The organism is Streptomyces fungicidicus, assembly GCF_003665435.1.
In the GTDB taxonomy this organism is placed as follows: Bacteria; Actinomycetota; Actinomycetes; order Streptomycetales; family Streptomycetaceae; genus Streptomyces; species Streptomyces fungicidicus.
Map to the genome: position 1 here is coordinate 1,959,856 of NZ_CP023407.1, position 15,307 is coordinate 1,975,162.

Below are 15,307 nucleotides of genomic sequence, written 5' to 3' on the forward strand. Positions count from 1 at the left end.
GTCCGGCGGCACGGATTCGCCCCCTCCGCCCCTTCCCGTTCCCGTCCCCGGGGGCTGCGCCCCCGACCCCCTCCGGCCCTGCGGGCCTGGTCCTCGAACGCCGGACGGGCTGAGTCGAGACGGCGTGGGAGGATCGGAGGCGTATCTCACACGTGTGCGTGGACAGGAGTGCGTGATGGCAACGAAGCCGCCCAAGGGCGATCCGGTTCAGGACGCGCCGCAGGTCGGCGGGCCGAAGCACGCGGCTGCGGGGCTCACGGCGGTGGGCCACACCCTGCGGATGGCGCAGCAGCAGATGGGCGTGAAGCGCACGGCGCTCACCCTGCTCAGCGTGAACCAGAAGGACGGCTTCGACTGCCCGGGCTGCGCCTGGCCGGAGCCGGAGCACCGGCACCGCGCGGAGTTCTGCGAGAACGGCGCGAAGGCGGTCGCCGAGGAGGCCACCCTGCGCCGGGTCACCCCGGACTTCTTCGCCGCGCACCCGGTCGCCGATCTGGCCGGCCGCAGCGGTTACTGGCTGGGCCAGCAGGGCCGGCTGACGCACCCCATGTACCTCCCCGAGGGCGGGGAGCACTACGAGCCGGTGACCTGGGAGCGGGCGTTCGACATCGTCGGCGAGGAGATCGCCGCCCTCGGCTCCCCCGACGAGGCCGTCTTCTACACCTCCGGCCGCACCAGCAACGAGGCCGCCTTCCTCTACCAGCTCTTCGCGCGGCAGCTCGGCACCAACAACCTGCCCGACTGTTCCAACATGTGCCACGAGTCCTCCGGCTCGGCCCTGTCGGAGACGATCGGCGTCGGCAAGGGCAGCGTGCTGCTGGAGGACCTGTACAAGGCCGATCTGATCATCGTCGCGGGCCAGAACCCCGGTACGAACCATCCGCGCATGCTGTCCGCGCTGGAGAAGGCCAAGGCGAACGGCGCGCGGATCATCAGCGTCAACCCGCTGCCCGAGGCGGGCCTGGAGCGGTTCAAGAACCCGCAGACCGCCAAGGGGCTCACCGCCGGCGCCGCCCTGACCGATCTGTTCCTGCAGATCCGCATCGGCGGCGACCAGGCCCTGTTCCGTCTCCTCAACAAGCTGATCCTGGAGTCGCCCGGCGCGGTCGACGAGGAGTTCGTACGCGAACACACCCACGGCTACGAGGAGTTCGCGAAGGCCGCGGGCGCCGCAGACTGGGCGGAGACGCTCACCGCGACCGGCCTCACGCGCGCGGACATCGAGCGGTGCCTGGAGATGGTCCTCGCGTCGGAGCGCACCATCGTGTGCTGGGCGATGGGACTCACCCAGCACAAGCACTCCGTGCCCATGATCCGCGAGGTCGTCAACTTCCTCCTGCTGCGCGGCAACATAGGGCGCCCGGGCGCGGGCGTCTGCCCGGTGCGCGGCCACTCCAACGTGCAGGGCGACCGCACCATGGGCATCTTCGAGCGGCCCGCGCCGGCCTTCCTGGACGCCCTGGGGAAGGAGTTCGGCTTCGCGCCGCCGCGCGAGCACGGCTACGACGTCGTACGGGCCATCCGCGCGCTGCGCGACGGGAAGGCCAAGGTGTTCTTCGCGATGGGCGGCAACTTCGTCTCGGCCTCCCCCGACACGGAGGTCACCGAGGCGGCGATGCGGCGGGCCCGGCTGACGGTGCACGTGTCGACCAAGCTGAACCGCTCGCACACCGTCACGGGAGCGCGCGCCCTGATCCTGCCGACGCTGGGCCGTACCGAGCGCGATCTGCAGGGCGGCGGCGAGCAGTTCGTGACGGTCGAGGACTCCATGGGCATGGTGCACGCCTCGCGCGGCCGGCTCGAACCGGCGAGCCCGCGGCTGCTGTCCGAGCCGGCCATCGTGTGCCGGCTGGCCCGGCGCGTCCTCGGCGCGGACAACACGGTGCCGTGGGAGGAGTTCGAGAAGGACTACGCCACGATCCGCGACCGCATCGCGCGGGTGGTACCCGGCTTCGAGGACTTCAACGCGCGTGTGGCCCGCCCCGAGGGGTTCGCGCTCCCCCACGCCCCGCGCGACGAGCGCCGCTTCCCCACCGCCACCGGGAAGGCCAACTTCACCGCCGCGCCGGTGGAGTACCCGGAGCTGCCGGAGGGCCGGCTGCTGCTGCAGACGTTGCGCTCGCACGACCAGTACAACACCACGATCTACGGTCTGGACGACCGCTACCGCGGGATCAGGAACGGCCGCCGCGTGGTGCTGGTGAACCCGGAGGACGCGCGGGCGCTGGCGCTCGCGGACGGCTCCTACGTCGATCTGGTCGGCGAGTGGAAGGACGGCGTGGAGCGCCGGGCCCGGGGCTTCCGCGTCGTGCACTACCCGACGGCGCGGGGCTGTGCTGCGGCGTACTACCCGGAGACCAACGTGCTGGTGCCGCTGGACGCCACCGCGGACACCAGCAACACCCCGGCCAGCAAGTCCGTCGTGGTGCGTCTGGAACAATCGGCGACCGACTGAGCGTTCGCTCAGCAGACAGCGCACCGACGCACGACGAATGGAGCCGGGTCCATGGGCGAGCAGCAGCAGGTGAAGTTCCCGCAGGAGGTCATAGACGAGTACGCCGCGCTCGGCGTGGACCTGCCGGCGCTGTTCTCCGCGGGCCATCTGGGCACGCGCATGGGCGTGCAGATCCTGGAGGCGTCGGCGGAGCGGGTCGTCGGGACGATGCCGGTGGAGGGCAACACCCAGCCGTACGGGCTGCTGCACGGCGGCGCCTCGGCGGTGCTGGCGGAGACGCTGGGGTCGGTGGGCGCGATGCTGCACGGCGGCAGCTCCAGGATCGCGGTCGGTGTCGACCTCAACTGCACGCATCACCGCGGCGTCCGTTCCGGTCTGGTCACCGGCGTCGCCACGCCGGTGCACCGGGGGCGGTCGACGGCGACGTACGAGATCGTCATCACCGACGGGGCGGACAAGCGGGTGTGCACCGCGCGGCTGACCTGCCTGCTGCGGGACGTCCGGCCCGGCGACGGGGAACAGGCCGCCGGCTGAAGGCCGTTGGGAGTGCGGGGTCCCGCACCCCGCACCCCCATTGCCTCCGGCCGGCCGGCGCTCTAGCGTTCGGGGCATGCGACGGGACGGCACCTCTCGGGCGTGCGCGGGGGCGTCCGTCGTGCCCTGTCCGGCCGCGCCGGGGGCCCGGCGGTGACCGGGTACGGCACGGCGTTTTCCGGCCACGCGCGGGGACGTGGCCCGTCGGCCGCGATGAGCGGTACCGCCGCCCCATGGTCGCCCCGGGTGACGTGCGACGCGGAGCCGTGCGCGGAACGTGTCGGCCGCCGGTCGCAGGAGGCGATCCGTTCCGCTCGGGCCGCCGGACGTCAAGAAGCCGTCGTAGCCGGTCGGTTGACAGACAGTGAGGGACGCGAGGCCCGCGCCGGCGGGCCCGGCGGGAGGCCCCGGCGGTGAGCGGAGTCGGCCCCGTCGAGCCGGGAGAGGGCTCGCACGCCCTGGACGCCTTCCCCGCCGCCCGCACCCGACGCACGTGCCCCGCGGGGCACTTCGAGCGGCACCGCAGGGCGGCGCTCGGCGGACTCCTCGCCGTCGCCGTACTCGCCGGCGGCGGCTACCTCTACGCCACCCGGCCCCGTCCCGAGCCGCCGCCCGACCCGCCGTACCCGAGTCAGGTGACCGCCATCGATTACCTGAACGCGCAGGCCACGGGCGCGAGCACCGCGTCGCGGAGCTTCACCTTCACGGTGGAGATGACCACGGAATCCGGCCCTCCGGTAACCGTCACCCGGATATCCCAGCCGTACGCGGGGATGTCCGTAACGTCCAGCCCACCTACCCCTTTCCGGACAAGAGTTGGATCCCCCCGCAAGATCACCATCACCATGCGGGTGACGGAATGCGGAAAAGTGCCGCGGAATGCCGGACTCCCTTTCCTGGACGTAACACTGCGTAATCCGCGCGCAATAGAGGTGCACAGCTTCATCCTCGGGACGCCGTACGCACGGGACCTCTCCCGGGCCCTGGAAGTAGCCTGCAGCAACGAAAAACGGTAACGACCAAAACCGCCGACACACCTGAACCGACCCCTCCGGGTCCTGCGGTTTCTCAGCATCCGGACAGGGCAAAACGGCGAGAATTCTGCTCTTCCCCCCACTCAGTACCGCTCTGCAATACGTCGTGTCATAACAAGAGCGTCACAGCCTTGGCCAGAGTCTCCTCCGCATTCCCCACCCACGCTTAGAGTCACGGCCAGTCACCGCGCCGCCTGATTCTCACTTCGGCCCAGCGCTCGACTCGGCCGTTTCCACCGGGAGGCGGCTGTCAGGGGAAAGGACTGGATCGTGCGTCAACGTTCGCTCATCGCCATCACCGCCGCCCTGGCGGCGGGTGCGCTCACCCTCACGGCCTGCGGCTCACGCGACGAGGACGGCGGCGGCAGCTCGGACGCCGGCAACGGTGGCACCACCGTGATCATCGGCGTCGACGCGCCGCTGACCGGCGACCTTTCCGCGCTGGGCCTCGGTATCAAGAACTCCGTGGACCTCGCGGCCAAGACCGCCAACAAGGAGAAGTACGTCGAGGGCGTCACCTTCAAGATCGAGGCCCTCGACGACCAGGGACAGGCCTCCGTCGGCCAGCAGAACGCCACCAAGCTCGTCGCCAACAAGGACGTCCTCGGTGTCGTCGGCCCGCTGAACTCCTCCGTCGGCGAGTCCATGCAGAAGGTCTTCGACACCGCCAAGCTGGTCGAGGTCTCCCCCGCCAACACCAACCCCGCCCTCACCCAGGGCGTGAACTGGCAGAAGGAGAAGACCCGGCCGTACAAGTCGTACTTCCGCACCGCGACCACGGACGCCATCCAGGGCCCGTTCGCCGCGCAGTACGTCTACAACGACGCCAAGAAGAAAAAGGTCTTCGTCATCGACGACAAGAAGACCTACGGCGCCGGTCTCGCCGCCACCTTCACCGAGGAGTTCAAGAAGCTCGGCGGCAAGGTCGTCGGCACCGAGCACATCAACCCCGACAGCAAGGACTTCAACGCCGTCGCCACCAAGGTCAAGCAGTCCGGCGCCGACGTCGTCTACTACGGCGGCGAGTACCCGCAGGCCGGTCCCCTGAGCAAGCAGATCAAGGAAGCCGGCGCCAAGATCCCGCTGGTCGGCGGTGACGGCATCTACAGCGCCGACTTCATCAAGCTGTCCGGCGCGGCCGGCGCCGGCGACCTCGCCACCTCCGTCGGCGCGCCCGTCGAGGAGCTCCCCTCCGCCAAGGAATTCGTCGCCAACTACAAGGACGCCGGGTACAAGGAGGCCTTCGAGGCCTACGGCGGCTACTCCTACGACTCCGCCTGGGCGATCATCGAGGCCGTCAAGAAGGTCGTCGAGGACAACGACGGCAAGCTCCCCGACGACGCCCGCTCCAAGGTCGTCGACGCCATGCAGAACGTCTCCTTCGACGGAGTGACCGGCAAGGTCTCCTTCGACGAGTTCGGTGACGCCACCAACAAGCAGCTCACCGTGTACTCGGTCAAGGACGGCAACTGGGCCACCGTGAAGTCCGGCACCTTCACCGGCTGACCACCGCCCGCACCACTCCCACGAGCCGCGCGGGGCGCTGTTCCACTGGCGTCCCGCGCGGACTCGCATCCGGCCCCATCCGTCGAACGTTCCGAAGCTCGGAGGACATGCGGTGAACGAACTGCCGCAGCAGCTGGTCAACGGCCTGCTACTGGGATCCATGTACGGCCTTGTCGCCATCGGCTACACAATGGTCTATGGCATCGTCCAGCTCATCAACTTCGCCCACGGCGAGATCTTCATGGTCGGCGCCTTCGGCGCCCTGACCGTGCATCTGTACATCTTGCCCGACGGCACCTCCATCTGGGTGGCACTCCCCCTGATGCTGCTCGGCGCCGTGATCGTCTCGGTCCTGGTCGCCATCGGAGCGGAACGGTTCGCCTACCGCCCCCTGCGTGGCGCGCCCCGTCTGGCTCCGCTCATCACGGCCATCGGCCTCTCCCTCGCGCTGCAGCAGGCCGTCTGGGCCTTCTACCCCGAGGCGAAGTCCAAGCTGCCCTTCCCCCAGATCGAGGGCGGGCCCTTCAGCATCGGCGGCGCCACCATCCAGACCGGTGACATCTTCCTGCTCGTCGCCGCCCCCATCAGCATGGGCTTCCTCGCGTACTTCGTGATGCGCACCCGGACCGGACGCGGCATGCAGGCCACCGCGCAGGACCCGGACACCGCCAAGCTCATGGGTGTCAACACCGACCGCATCATCGTGATCGCGTTCGCCCTCGGCGCCGTCTTCGCCGCCATCGGAGGAGTCGCGAGCGGCCTCAAGTACGGCCAGATCGACTTCAAGATGGGCTTCATCCTCGGCCTCAAGGCCTTCACCGCGGCGGTCCTCGGCGGCATCGGCAACATCTACGGCGCCATGATCGGCGGCGTGGTCCTCGGCGTGGCCGAGACCCTGGCCACCGCCTACATCGCCGACATCCCCGGCCTGGACAAGTTCGGCAGCCAGTCCTGGGCCGACGTCTGGGCCTTCATCCTCCTCATCCTCGTGCTGCTGTTCAGGCCACAGGGCCTGCTCGGCGAACGCGTTGCGGACAGGGCGTGACTCCGATGACCACACAGACCACCGCCGCGACCCCCGCGGCCGCTCCCACCGAGAACGCCTCCACCGGCCTCATCGGCATACCCCCGCACATCGGCAGGGCCCTCGCCACCGGCGGCAGCATCCTCGCCGTCGTCTCCACGTTCCTCGCCTGGACCTGGACCGACGAATTCCCCGGCGACCTCACCTTCTACGGCTACCCCGGCGGACTCCAGGTCCTCGTCCTCGTCGGCGGCGCCCTCGCCACCCTGTTCGCCCTCTCTTCCTACGGCGTCAAGGGACTCGGCTGGCTCACCCCCGCCGGCGCCGACGCGGCCCTCAAGTACGCCGTCCTCGGCACCTTCGTCACCGCCTGGTACACGATCCTCGCGATCAGCTTCAAGCTCGGCGGCCTCGTCAACCTGGAACCCGGCGGCTACGTCGTCGCCGCGGCCACCCTGATCGCCCTCCTCGGCGCCCTCGCCCTCCCCTTCGAGCGGCCCGAACCCGACCCGATCGACCCCGACGCCACCGGCTGGGAGCTTTTCAGGCACCAGGCCGGCCACCGCTGGGCCACCGTCCGGGCCGCGTTCGCCTCCGGCAGCCCGCGCCCGGTGCGCGCCCTGCCGTCGTACGCCGAGATCCTGATCATCGTGGCCGTCCTGGCACTCGCCCTCGTCGTCTTCACCTACGGCATCGGCACCGAGTACGACGAACTCTTCATCGGCTTCCTCATCACCGCCGGCTTCGCGTTCGCCGCGCTCAACGGCGCCGGCCTGGTCGCCCACGCGTCCCAGATCACCGCACGGCACACCAACATCACCGTCTGCGGCGCCTTCATCGCGGCGGCCTGCTTCCCCTTCACCCAGACCGACGACCAGTACGCCACCCTCGGCGTCTACATCCTCATCTTCGCCACGGTCGCCCTCGGTCTGAACATCGTCGTCGGCCTCGCCGGTCTGCTCGACCTCGGCTACGTCGCCTTCCTCGGCGTCGGCGCCTACGCCGCCGCGCTCGTCTCCGGCTCCCCCAGCTCGCCCTTCGGCGTCCACTTCCCGTTCTGGGCCGCCGTCATCGTCGGAGCCGTCGCCTCCCTCGTCTTCGGCGTCCTCATCGGTGCCCCGACCCTGCGGCTGCGCGGCGACTACCTCGCCATCGTCACCCTCGGCTTCGGTGAGATCTTCCGTATCGCCGCCAACAACACCGACGGCACCTCCGGACCCGACCTCACCAACGGCTCCAACGGCATCGCCTCGATCCCGGACCTGAACATCCTCGGCTTCGACCTCGGGGTCCCGCACGACATCGCCGGCTTCACCATCGGCCGGTTCGCCAACTACTTCTTCCTGATGCTGCTCATCACGGCCGTCGTCGTCCTCGTCTTCCGGCGCAGCGGCGACTCCCGCATCGGCCGCGCCTGGGTCGCCATCCGCGAGGACGAGACGGCGGCCGAGGCCATGGGCATCCACGGCTTCCGGGTCAAGCTCATCGCCTTCGCCGTCGGCGCCACCCTCGCCGGCCTCGCCGGCACCGTGCAGGCACACGTCACCTACACCGTGACGCCCGAGCAGTACCTGTTCGCCGGCACCACCCCGCCCAACTCCGCCTTCCTGCTCGCCGCGGTCGTCCTCGGCGGCATGGGCACCATCGCCGGACCCCTCATCGGGGCCGCGCTGCTCTTCCTGATCCCCAACAAGCTCCAGTTCCTCGGCGACTACCAGCTCCTCGCCTTCGGACTCGCACTCGTCCTGCTGATGCGCTTCCGCCCCGAGGGCCTCATCCCCAACCGGCGCCGCCAACTGGAGTTCCACGAAGAGGCCGAAGCGCCCACAGTCCTGAGCAAGACAGGGGCCTGACCACCATGACCACCGACACCACCACCAAGGACACCGCACCGGGCGCACCCGCCCCCGGTACCACCGTCCTCGACGCACGCGGCGTCACCATGCGCTTCGGCGGCCTCACCGCCGTCCGCGACGTCGACCTCACCGTCAACAGCGGCGAGATCGTCGGCCTCATCGGCCCCAACGGCGCCGGCAAGACCACCTTCTTCAACTGCCTCACCGGTCTCTACATCCCCACCGAGGGCGAGGTCCGCTACAAGGACAAGGTGCTGCCGCCCAAGTCCTTCAAGGTCACCGCCGCCGGTATCGCCCGGACGTTCCAGAACATCCGCCTCTTCGCCAACATGACCGTTCTCGAGAACGTTCTCGTCGGCCGTCACACCCGCACCAAGGAAGGCTTCTGGTCCGCCATCCTGCGCGGCCCCGGCTTCCACAGGGCCGAGGCGGCCTCCCGCGCACGGGCCATGGAACTCCTGGAGTTCGTCGGTCTCGACGCCAAGGCCGACCACCTCGCGCGCAACCTCCCCTACGGTGAGCAGCGCAAGCTGGAGATCGCCCGCGCCCTCGCCAGCGAGCCCGGCCTGCTGCTCCTCGACGAGCCCACCGCGGGCATGAACCCGCAGGAGACCCGGGCGGCCGAGGAACTCATCTTCGCCATCCGCGACCAGGGCATCGCCGTCCTCGTGATCGAGCACGACATGCGATTCATCTTCAACCTCTGCGACCGCGTCGCCGTCCTCGTGCAGGGCCAGAAGCTCATCGAGGGCGACCCGGCCACCGTCCAGGGCGACGAGCGCGTCATCGCCGCCTACATCGGCGAGCCCATGGACAACGACCCCGGCGCCGCCGAAGCCGCCGAAGTCGAGGCCGCCGAGGCGGCGGCCGAATCCGCGGCCGGGGCAGACGCCGCCACGGACGCCGCGCCCGGCAAGGAGAACGACCGATGACCGCACTCCTCGAAGTCGAGGACCTCAAAGTCGCCTACGGCAAGATCCAGGCCGTCAAGGGCATCTCGTTCAGCGTCGAAGCCGGCGAAGTGGTCACCCTCATCGGCACCAACGGCGCCGGCAAGACCACCACCCTGCGCACCCTGTCCGGGCTCCTCAAGCCGGTCGGCGGCCAGATCAAGTTCAACGGCAGGTCGCTCAAGAAGATCCCCGCCCACAAGATCGTCTCCCTCGGGCTCGCCCACTCCCCCGAGGGGCGGCACATCTTCCCCCGGATGACCATCGAGGACAATCTCCGTCTCGGCGCGTTCCTGCGCAGCGACAAGGCCGGCATCGAGCAGGACATCCAGCGCGCCTACGACCTCTTCCCCATCCTCGGGGAACGCCGCAAGCAGGCCGCCGGAACCCTCTCCGGCGGTGAGCAGCAGATGCTCGCCATGGGCAGGGCCCTCATGTCCCGCCCCCAGCTGCTCATGCTCGACGAGCCCTCCATGGGCCTCTCGCCGATCATGATGCAGAAGATCATGGCGACCATCGCGGAGCTGAAGGCCGAGGGCACCACCATCCTGCTCGTCGAGCAGAACGCCCAGGCCGCGCTCTCCCTGGCCGACCACGGCCACGTCATGGAGGTCGGCAACATCGTGCTCTCCGGCAGCGGGCAGGACCTGCTGCACGACGAGTCGGTCCGCAAGGCCTACCTCGGCGAGGACTGAGCCGCACGGCGAGAGGCCCGCACCCCCTTCCCGGGGGTGCGGGCCTCTCGCCGTGGCCGGTCCGTCACTGACCCTTCGACGCCTTCTTCTCCTCGGCGTCGTCGATGACGGCCTGCGCCACCTGCTGCATGGACATCCGCCGGTCCATCGACGTCTTCTGGATCCACCGGAACGCGGCAGGCTCGGAGAGTCCGTACTGCGTCTGCAGCACCGACTTCGCCCGGTCCACCAGCTTCCGCGTCTCCAGCCGCAGGCTCAGGTCCGCGACCTCGCGCTCCAGCTCCTTGAGCTCCGTGAAGCGCGACACCGCCATCTCGATCGCGGGCACCACGTCGCTCTTGCTGAACGGCTTCACCAGGTACGCCATCGCGCCCGCGTCCCGCGCCCGCTCCACCAGGTCGCGCTGGGAGAACGCGGTCAGCATCAGCACGGGGGCGATGCTCTCCTCGGCGATCTTCTCCGCGGCGGAGATGCCGTCCAGCTTCGGCATCTTCACGTCGAGGATGACCAGGTCGGGACGGTGCTCCCGGGCCAGCTCCACCGCCTGCTCGCCGTCGCCGGCCTCACCGACGACGGAGTACCCCTCCTCCTCCAGCATCTCTTTGAGGTCGAGCCGGATCAGGGCCTCGTCCTCGGCGATCACGACGCGGGTCGTCATCGGAGGCACGTGCGACTTGTCGTCGTCGGGCACGTCTACAGGCTGGGGCGACTCGGGGGCGCTCACGTGGGCTCCTTGGTGCGGGGCAGACCGGTACTGCTGACAAGAGCGTACCCAGCTACGGTAAGGTGGGGGCACGGCGGGTGACCGTCGACCTTCGTTTTGCAGGGCGCCCCGGTAGCCCAGCGGTAGAGGCAATGGTCTCAAACACCATCCAGCGTCGGTTCGAATCCGACCCGGGGTACTTTTCCTTTGTATCCAAGGTCACCATTTGAGGGTGGATGTCCACCAATGCGGTGAACATCCCCTCCGTACCGCGCGTCAGGCGTGCGCGCCCCGGCCCGAACCCCCGGTGCTGTCGTCCTCCCCGATGTGGTGGACGCGGACGAGGTTCGTGGAACCGGAGACTCCGGGCGGGGAACCGGCCGTGATGACGACCGTGTCGCCCTTCTCGCAGCGTGCGTACCTCAGGAGCAGGTCGTCGACCTGGTCGACCATCGCGTCGGTGGAGTCCACGTGCGGGCCGAGGAAGGTCTCCACTCCCCAGGTGAGGCTCAGCTGGGAGCGGGTGGCCGGGTCGGGGGTGAACGCCAGGAGCGGGATCGGCGAGCGGTAGCGGGACAGACGCCGGGCGGTGTCGCCGGACTGCGTGAAGGCGACCAGGAACTTCGCGCCGAGGAAGTCGCCCATCTCCGCGGCGGCGCGGGCGACCGCTCCGCCCTGGGTGCGGGGCTTGTTGCGCTCGGTGAGGGGCGGCAGGCCCTTGGCGAGGATGTCCTCCTCGGCGGCCTCCACGATGCGGGCCATGGTGCGCACCGTCTCGACGGCGTGCTTGCCGACGCTGGTCTCGCCGGAGAGCATCACGGCGTCGGTGCCGTCGATGACGGCGTTGGCGACGTCCGAGGCCTCGGCACGGGTCGGACGGGCGTTGTCGATCATCGAGTCGAGCATCTGGGTGGCGACGATGACCGGCTTGGCGTTGCGCCTGGCCAGCTTGATGGCGCGCTTCTGGACGATCGGCACCTGCTCGAGGGGCATCTCGACGCCGAGGTCTCCGCGGGCGACCATGATGCCGTCGAAGGCGGCGACGATGTCGTCGATGTTCTCGACGGCCTGGGGCTTCTCCACCTTGGCGATCACGGGGAGGCGGCGGCCCTCCTCGTCCATGATGCGGTGGACGTCCTTGATGTCGCGGCCGCTGCGGACGAAGGAGAGGGCGATGACGTCGAACCCGGTGCGCAGCGCCCAGCGCAGGTCGTCCTCGTCCTTCTTGGACAGGGCGGGGACGGAGACGGCGACGCCGGGGAGGTTGAGGCCCTTGTGGTCGGAGACCATGCCGCCCTCGACGACGGTGGTGCGGACGCGGGGACCGTCCACGCCGGTGACCTCGAGGGTGACCTTGCCGTCGTCGACGAGGATGCGCTCGCCCGCGGTGACGTCGGTGGCGAGGCCTGCGTAGGTGGTGCCGCAGACGGTGCGGTCGCCCTCGGCTCCCTCCTCGACGGTGATGGTGAAGCTGTCGCCGCGTTCAAGGAGTACCGGACCCTCGGCGAAGCGGCCCAGGCGGATTTTCGGGCCTTGAAGGTCGGCGAGCAGGCCGACGCTGCGACCGGTCTCGTCGGCGGCCTTCCGCACCCGCCGGTAGCGCTCCTCGTGCTCGGCGTGCTCGCCGTGGCTGAGGTTGAATCGGGCGACGTCCATTCCCGCGTCGACCAGTGCCTTGATCCGGTCGTACGTGTCGGTGGCGGGGCCCAGTGTGCAGACGATCTTCGCTCGGCGCATGTGTCGAGCCTAGAGCTTACCGACCGGTAGCGACTTGGCCGCGTGTGACGACTCAACGGCCTGCGGATGAAGGGTTGTTGACAAGTGTTGAATTGTGCGCCGGGCCGCTCCGATGAGCAGGTCGGGCTCGAGGACCGGTTCTACAGACGGGGCGGCCGGAGGGTGAAGCGGGCGGTGACCTCGGCATGGATCCGCTGTCGCCGGGGTTCGAGGTCGAGCGGCGCCGGGCCGGCGTCCTCGGTGGCGGCGGCGAAGGCCATGGAGCGGGTCCGGGCGAAGGGCTCGGGCTGTTCGGGCATGGTCCCGGTGTCGCCGAGCTCGATGAGGGCGGCGAGCTCGGTGCCGAGCGCCTCGGCGTACTCGCGGGCCCGCCGCAGGGCGTCGTGCACCGCCTGCTGCCGTGCCTCCCGGTGGGCCGGGGAGCCGGGGCGCAGGGTCCACCAGGGGCCGTCGACGCGGGTGAGCTCCAGATCGGCCAGTCGGGTGGCGAGTTCGCCCAGGGCGGTGAAGTCGCCGAGCTCGGCGGTGAGATGGACCGCCCCGTGGTGGGCGCGGACCCGTTCGCCGCGGCCGTGCGCGCTCAGTTCCGGGGTGACGGTCAGGGCTCCGGTCTCGAGGTGCTCGACGGCGTCGCCGCAGGACTTGAGCAGCTCCAGGGCGGCGGCGTTGCGGCGGGTGAGGTCGTCGAGGGTGGAGCGCCGGTCGCGGCCGCGCGCGGTGAGGGTGACGGCGATGCGGGCGAGGTCGGGGGCCGCTTCCAGGTGGGCCTCGCCGCGGACGGTGAGATGGGGTGCGCCGGGGGTGCCGTAGGGGTGTGGGGTGGTCATACCTCCCACTGTGGCACCGGTCGCGCGGGGGCGGGACGGTCTGCGGACACCGGATCGCAACCTGGCGGGTCTGTTCCGCGTCGGCGTGTTCAGGTCAGAATCATCGGGCGAATCTACGCGCGTTGTTCGTCGTTGTCCGAGGAGAGCCTGACATGCCGTTGAACCGCCGGAAGTTTCTGAAGAGGTCCGCCGTCACCGGGGCGGGGGTGGCGCTGGCGGGTGCGGCGGCTCCCGCGGCGGAGGCGGCCGGTGCAGCCGGGGCGGGACGGGGAGGGAAGCCGGTGAAGCGGTACGCGCTGACCGTGATGGGGACCACCGATCTGCACGGCCACGTCTTCAACTGGGACTACTTCAAGGACGCCGAGTACACGGACACGGCCGGCAACGCGCAGGGTCTGGCACGGGTGTCGACGCTGGTGGACCGGGTCCGCGCGGAGAAGGGCCGGCGCAACACCCTGCTGCTGGACGCGGGCGACACCATCCAGGGCACCCCGCTGACGTACTACTTCGCCAAGGTGGACCCGATCACCGCCGAGGGCGGTCCGGTGCATCCGATGGCGCAGGCGATGAACGCCATCGGCTACGACGCGGTGGCGCTCGGCAACCACGAGTTCAACTACGGCATCGAGACGCTGCGGAAGTTCGAGGAGCAGTGCGACTTCCCGCTGCTGGGCGCGAACGCGCTGGACGCGAAGACGCTGAAGCCGGCCTTCCCGCCCTACTTCGTCAAGACGTTCCACGTGAAGGGCGGCCCCCCGGTGAAGGTGGCGGTGCTGGGGCTGACGAACCCCGGTATCGCGATCTGGGACAAGGCGTACGTGCAGGGGAAGCTGACGTTCCCGGGGCTGGAGGAGCAGGCGGCGAAGTGGGTGCCGAAGCTGCGGTCGATGGGCGCGGACGTGGTGGTGGTGTCGGCGCACTCGGGGTCGTCGGGGACGTCGTCGTACGGTGACCAGCTGCCGTACGTGGAGAACGCGGCGGCGAACGTGGCGCGGCAGGTGCCGGGGATCGACGCGATCCTGGTGGGGCACGCGCACCAGGAGATCGCGGAGCTGCGGGTCGTCAACGACACGACGGGCCGGGAGGTCGTGCTGTCGGAGCCGCTGTGCTACGCGGAGCGGCTGACGCTGTTCGACTTCGAGCTGGTCCTCGAGCGGGGCCGCTGGCGGGTCGAGTCGGTGAAGGCCTCGCTGCGCGACGCGGCGACGGTGGAGGACGACCCGAGGATCACCCGGCTGCTGCGCGACGAGCACGCGCGGGTGGTGGAGTACGTCAACCAGGTGGTGGGGTCGGCGACCGAGACGCTGACGACGGCGGAGGCCCGCTACAAGGACGCGCCGATCATCGACCTGATCAGCAAGGTGCAGGAGGACGTGGTCAGGGCCGCGCTGGCGGGCACCGCGTACGCCTCGCTGCCGGTGCTGTCGCAGGCGTCGCCGTTCTCCCGGACGTCCGAGATCCCGGCGGGCGAGGTGACCATCCGGGACCTGTCGAGCCTGTACGTGTACGACAACACGCTGGTGGCGAAGCTGATGACGGGCGCGCAGATCCGGGCGTACCTGGAGTACTCGGCGGAGTACTTCGCGCAGACCGCGGCCGGTGCGCCGGTGGACGTGGCGAAGCTGACGAACGCGGGCGGCCGTCCGGACTACAACTACGACTACGTGTCCGGGCTCGGGTACGACATCGACATCGCGCAGCCGGCCGGGTCGAGGATCACGAACGTCACCTACGGCGGTGCGCCGCTGGACGACGCCCAGCAGTTCGTGTTCGCGGTGAACAACTACCGGGCGAACGGCGGCGGCGCGTTCCCGCACGTGGCGTCGGCGAAGGAGCTGTGGGCGGAGTCCACGGAGATCCGCACCCGGATCGCGGAGTGGGTGACGGCGAAGGGCGTGCTGGACCCCGCGGACTTCGCGTCGGTCGACTGGAGGCTGACGCGGGAGGGCACCCCGGTGTTCTGACCGCCGCCTTCGCGTACCGGTG

The 15,307-nt window shown here is 69.9% G+C and carries 12 protein-coding genes and 1 tRNA gene; 10 read left to right on the forward strand and 3 right to left on the reverse strand.

Annotated elements, in window-relative coordinates; translation table 11 throughout:
• Positions 1-175 precede the first annotated feature (175 nt).
• The 8 genes from CNQ36_RS08905 to CNQ36_RS08940 all read left to right on the forward strand — a co-directional run bounded on the left by CNQ36_RS08905 (position 176) and on the right by CNQ36_RS08940 (position 10,054).
• A complete protein-coding gene (locus CNQ36_RS08905; RefSeq protein ID WP_121545585.1) occupies positions 176-2,455 on the forward strand; it encodes an FdhF/YdeP family oxidoreductase in 2,280 nt (759 codons plus the stop codon).
• A 51-nt stretch (positions 2,456-2,506) separates the two neighbouring features.
• Positions 2,507-2,989, forward strand: coding sequence for a PaaI family thioesterase (locus tag CNQ36_RS08910; protein ID WP_121545586.1), 483 nt, complete (start codon positions 2,507-2,509; stop codon positions 2,987-2,989).
• A gap of 413 nt (positions 2,990-3,402) precedes the next feature.
• Complete coding sequence (locus tag CNQ36_RS35205; protein ID WP_121545587.1) at positions 3,403-4,005, forward strand: Tat pathway signal sequence domain protein; 603 nt, start codon at positions 3,403-3,405, stop codon at positions 4,003-4,005.
• A gap of 288 nt (positions 4,006-4,293) precedes the next feature.
• A complete protein-coding gene (locus CNQ36_RS08920) occupies positions 4,294-5,529 on the forward strand; it encodes a branched-chain amino acid ABC transporter substrate-binding protein (protein WP_004932522.1) in 1,236 nt (411 codons plus the stop codon).
• Between the two features lie 112 nt (positions 5,530-5,641).
• Complete coding sequence (locus tag CNQ36_RS08925; protein WP_121545588.1) at positions 5,642-6,574, forward strand: branched-chain amino acid ABC transporter permease; 933 nt, start codon at positions 5,642-5,644, stop codon at positions 6,572-6,574.
• Positions 6,575-6,579: 5 nt separating this feature from the next.
• Positions 6,580-8,406: a branched-chain amino acid ABC transporter permease gene (locus CNQ36_RS08930; RefSeq protein WP_121545589.1), complete on the forward strand. Its 1,827-nt coding sequence runs from the start codon at positions 6,580-6,582 to the stop codon at positions 8,404-8,406.
• Positions 8,407-8,411: 5 nt separating this feature from the next.
• Positions 8,412-9,341 (forward strand): ABC transporter ATP-binding protein, encoded by a 930-nt coding sequence (locus CNQ36_RS08935; protein WP_004932514.1) that lies wholly within the window; start codon positions 8,412-8,414, stop codon positions 9,339-9,341.
• Complete coding sequence (locus CNQ36_RS08940; RefSeq protein ID WP_004932511.1) at positions 9,338-10,054, forward strand: ABC transporter ATP-binding protein; 717 nt, start codon at positions 9,338-9,340, stop codon at positions 10,052-10,054. Before CNQ36_RS08935 ends, CNQ36_RS08940 begins: the two co-directional genes overlap by 4 nt.
• 64 nt (positions 10,055-10,118) lie before the next feature.
• Here CNQ36_RS08940 and CNQ36_RS08945 read toward each other — a convergent pair whose 3' ends face one another.
• Positions 10,119-10,778 (reverse strand): ANTAR domain-containing response regulator, encoded by a 660-nt coding sequence (locus CNQ36_RS08945; RefSeq protein ID WP_004932510.1) that lies wholly within the window; start codon positions 10,776-10,778, stop codon positions 10,119-10,121.
• 105 nt (positions 10,779-10,883) lie between these two features.
• Between CNQ36_RS08945 and CNQ36_RS08950 the strand changes: the two genes are divergently transcribed.
• Positions 10,884-10,956 (forward strand) — tRNA-Leu (locus CNQ36_RS08950).
• Positions 10,957-11,033: 77 nt separating this feature from the next.
• On the opposite strand, the gene pyk is transcribed toward CNQ36_RS08950, so the two are convergent.
• Together pyk and CNQ36_RS08960 are read right to left on the reverse strand one after the other, a co-directional pair.
• Positions 11,034-12,494, reverse strand: coding sequence for a pyruvate kinase (gene pyk / locus CNQ36_RS08955; RefSeq protein ID WP_121545590.1), 1,461 nt, complete (start codon positions 12,492-12,494; stop codon positions 11,034-11,036).
• Between the two features lie 140 nt (positions 12,495-12,634).
• Positions 12,635-13,321: an SIMPL domain-containing protein gene (locus CNQ36_RS08960; protein ID WP_040907453.1), complete on the reverse strand. Its 687-nt coding sequence runs from the start codon at positions 13,319-13,321 to the stop codon at positions 12,635-12,637.
• A 152-nt stretch (positions 13,322-13,473) separates the two neighbouring features.
• Between CNQ36_RS08960 and CNQ36_RS08965 the strand changes: the two genes are divergently transcribed.
• Positions 13,474-15,285 (forward strand): bifunctional metallophosphatase/5'-nucleotidase, encoded by a 1,812-nt coding sequence (locus CNQ36_RS08965; RefSeq protein WP_121545591.1) that lies wholly within the window; start codon positions 13,474-13,476, stop codon positions 15,283-15,285.
• Positions 15,286-15,307 lie beyond the last annotated feature (22 nt).